This is a genomic window from Acidovorax sp., from assembly GCF_046339755.1.
In the GTDB taxonomy this organism is placed as follows: Bacteria; Pseudomonadota; Gammaproteobacteria; order Burkholderiales; family Burkholderiaceae_C; genus Acidovorax.
Window position 1 is genome coordinate 1 of the sequence record NZ_JBKDTZ010000121.1, and the last position, 2,623, is coordinate 2,623.

The 2,623-nt window shown below is 63.2% G+C and carries 3 protein-coding genes; all 3 read left to right on the forward strand.

Translation table 11 applies throughout. From position 1 onward, the window contains the following. The first annotated feature begins 111 nt into the window (after positions 1 to 111). Positions 112 to 705 carry a ribosome maturation factor RimP gene (gene rimP / locus ACK59X_RS09365; RefSeq protein WP_409956764.1) on the forward strand — a complete coding sequence of 198 codons (594 nt, stop codon included), beginning with the start codon at positions 112 to 114 and terminating at the stop codon, positions 703 to 705. A gap of 88 nt (positions 706 to 793) precedes the next feature. After that, a complete protein-coding gene (gene nusA / locus ACK59X_RS09370) occupies positions 794 to 2,281 on the forward strand; it encodes a transcription termination factor NusA (RefSeq protein ID WP_409956766.1) in 1,488 nt (495 codons plus the stop codon). A 24-nt stretch (positions 2,282 to 2,305) separates the two neighbouring features. Further along, positions 2,306 to 2,623: translation initiation factor IF-2 associated domain-containing protein (locus ACK59X_RS09375; protein WP_409956768.1), on the forward strand; the 318-nt coding region annotated here is incomplete at its 3' end.

Below are 2,623 nucleotides of genomic sequence, written 5' to 3' on the forward strand. Positions count from 1 at the left end.
CGACCAAACGGGCGGGTACCAACCGCCCGTTTTTTTTGGCCGTTTGCTTTTGGAGCTCGAAGCCTCTGGGGGTTATCGGGTTTTTTGTTTTTCCGGGATTGAATAGAACACGTGGCACTGCAGCAAGTCGTTGAACAAACCGTGATTGGCCTGGGGTATGACCTGGTGGAGATCGAGCGCTCCGCCGGTGGTCTGCTGCGCATCACCATCGACTTGCCCTGGGTTCAGCCTGCTGAGGACGCGCCTGCGCCGGCCGTCGAGCAGTACGTCACGGTCGAAGATTGCGAAAAGGTCACCCGCCAGCTGCAGTTCGCGCTGGAGGTCGACGGCGTCGAGTACAAGCGCCTGGAAGTGTCTTCTCCCGGAATCGACCGACCCTTGCGCCACGAGCAGGACTTCGTGCGTTTCGAAGGCTCGGTCATCGATCTCACATTGAAGGCGCCCATCGGCGCAGCAGGCGCAGGGCAGGTCAACGCCACGCGCAAGAAATTTCGCGGCACGCTGGAGCGGGCCGAGGCAGGGGGCTGGCAGATCGTCTGGAGCGACGAGCCACCTGCCAAGCCGGGTCAAAGAGTCAGCAAGAAGCGCGTGCCCGCCCCGTTGCAGGCGCTGGGCTTCACCCTGGAAGAACTGCGGGATGTCCGTCTGGCGCCCATTGTCGATTTCAAGGGGCGCGGCAACAAGGCAGGGGCCGAGCCCGCCTGAGCTGCAAGCAGGCTGCTGAATGAATTGGGCAGATGGCCGCCGTGTGCAGCCTTTGCCTGTCGGGTGATTGAACTAGGAGAGTCGTGGCATGAATCGCGAATTGTTGATGTTGGTTGAGGCCATTTCGCGCGAAAAGAACGTGGAGCTGGACGTGGTGCTGGGCGCGGTGGAGTCCGCCCTGGCCCAGGCCACCAAGAAGCTGTACCAGGGCGAGGTGGATATCCGTGTGTCCGTCGATCGCGACAGCGGCAACTATGAGACTTTCCGCCGCTGGCTGGTGGTGCCTGATGACGCAGGCCTGCAGAACCCCGACGCCGAAGAGCTGCTGATGGATGCCAAGGACCGCATCCCCGACATCGAAGTCGGCGAGTACATCGAAGAGGGCGTCGAGTCCGTGCCCATCGGCCGCATCGGCGCCATGGCCGCCAAGCAGGTCATCCTGCAGAAGATCCGCGACGCGGAGCGCGAAATGCTGCTCAACGACTTCATGTCGCGCGGCGAGAAGATCTTCACCGGCACCGTCAAGCGCATGGACAAGGGCGACATCATCGTCGAGTCCGGCCGCGTGGAAGGCCGCCTGCGCCGCAGCGAGATGATCTCCAAGGAGAACCTGCGCAGCGGCGACCGCGTGCGCGCCATGATCATGGAAGTGGACCTGACGCTGCGCGGGGCGCCCATCATCCTGTCGCGTTCGGCCCCTGAGTTCATGATCGAGCTGTTCCGCCAGGAAGTGCCCGAGATCGAGCAGGGCCTGCTGGAGATCAAGAGCTGCGCCCGTGACTCCGGCTCGCGCGCCAAGATCGCCGTGCTCAGCCACGACAAGCGCGTGGACCCCATCGGCACCTGCGTCGGCGTGCGCGGCACCCGCGTGAACGCGGTGACCAACGAGCTCGCCGGCGAGCGCGTGGACATCGTGCTGTGGTCCGAAGACCCGGCCCAGTTCGTGTTGGGTGCGCTGGCCCCTGCCAACGTCTCTTCCATCGTGGTGGATGAGGAAAAGCACGCCATGGACGTGGTGGTGGATGAGGAGAACCTCGCCATCGCCATCGGCCGCGGCGGCCAGAACGTGCGCCTGGCGTCCGACCTGACCGGCTGGAAGATCAACATCATGGACGCCGCCGAATCGGCGCAGAAGCAGGCCAACGAGTCCGACACGGCCCGCAAGCTGTTCATGGAAAAGCTCGATGTGGACGAGGAAATCGCCGACATCCTGATCTCCGAAGGTTTCGCCAGCCTGGAAGAAGTGGCCTATGTGCCGCTGCAGGAAATGCTGGAGATCGAAAGCTTCGACGAAGACACCGTCACCGAGCTGCGTGCCCGTGCCAAGGTCGCGCTGCTCACCATGGAAATCGCCCGCGAGGAAAGCGTCGAAGAGGTCTCCCAGGACCTGCGCGACCTCGAAGGCCTCACCCCCGAGCTGATTGCCAAGTTGGCCGAAGGCGGTGTGCATACCCGTGACGACCTGGCCGACCTGGCCATTGATGAGCTGACCGACCTGACCGGACAGTCCGCAGACGACGCCAAGGCCTTGATCATGAAGGCGCGCGAACATTGGTTCGCGGGGCAGCTAGAGTAAGGGTCAGGGAGGCACGAACCACATATGTCCAGTAACACTGTCGCCGAGTTCGCCAGCGAACTCAAGAAATCACCTGAAACCCTGCTCGACCAGCTCAAGGCTGCCGGCGTGGGCAAGGCCGCTCCATCGGACGCGTTGACCGAGTCCGATAAGCAAAAACTGCTCGTGTACCTGCAAAACAGCCACGGCACGGTGGCCGCCGACCGCAAGAAGATCACGCTGACCAAGAAGTCCACCAGCGAGATCAAGCAGGCCGACGCCACGGGCAAGGCGCGCACCATCCAGGTGGAAGTGCGCAAGAAGCGCACCTTCGTCAAGCGTGACGAGGCCCCGGCCGCCGAA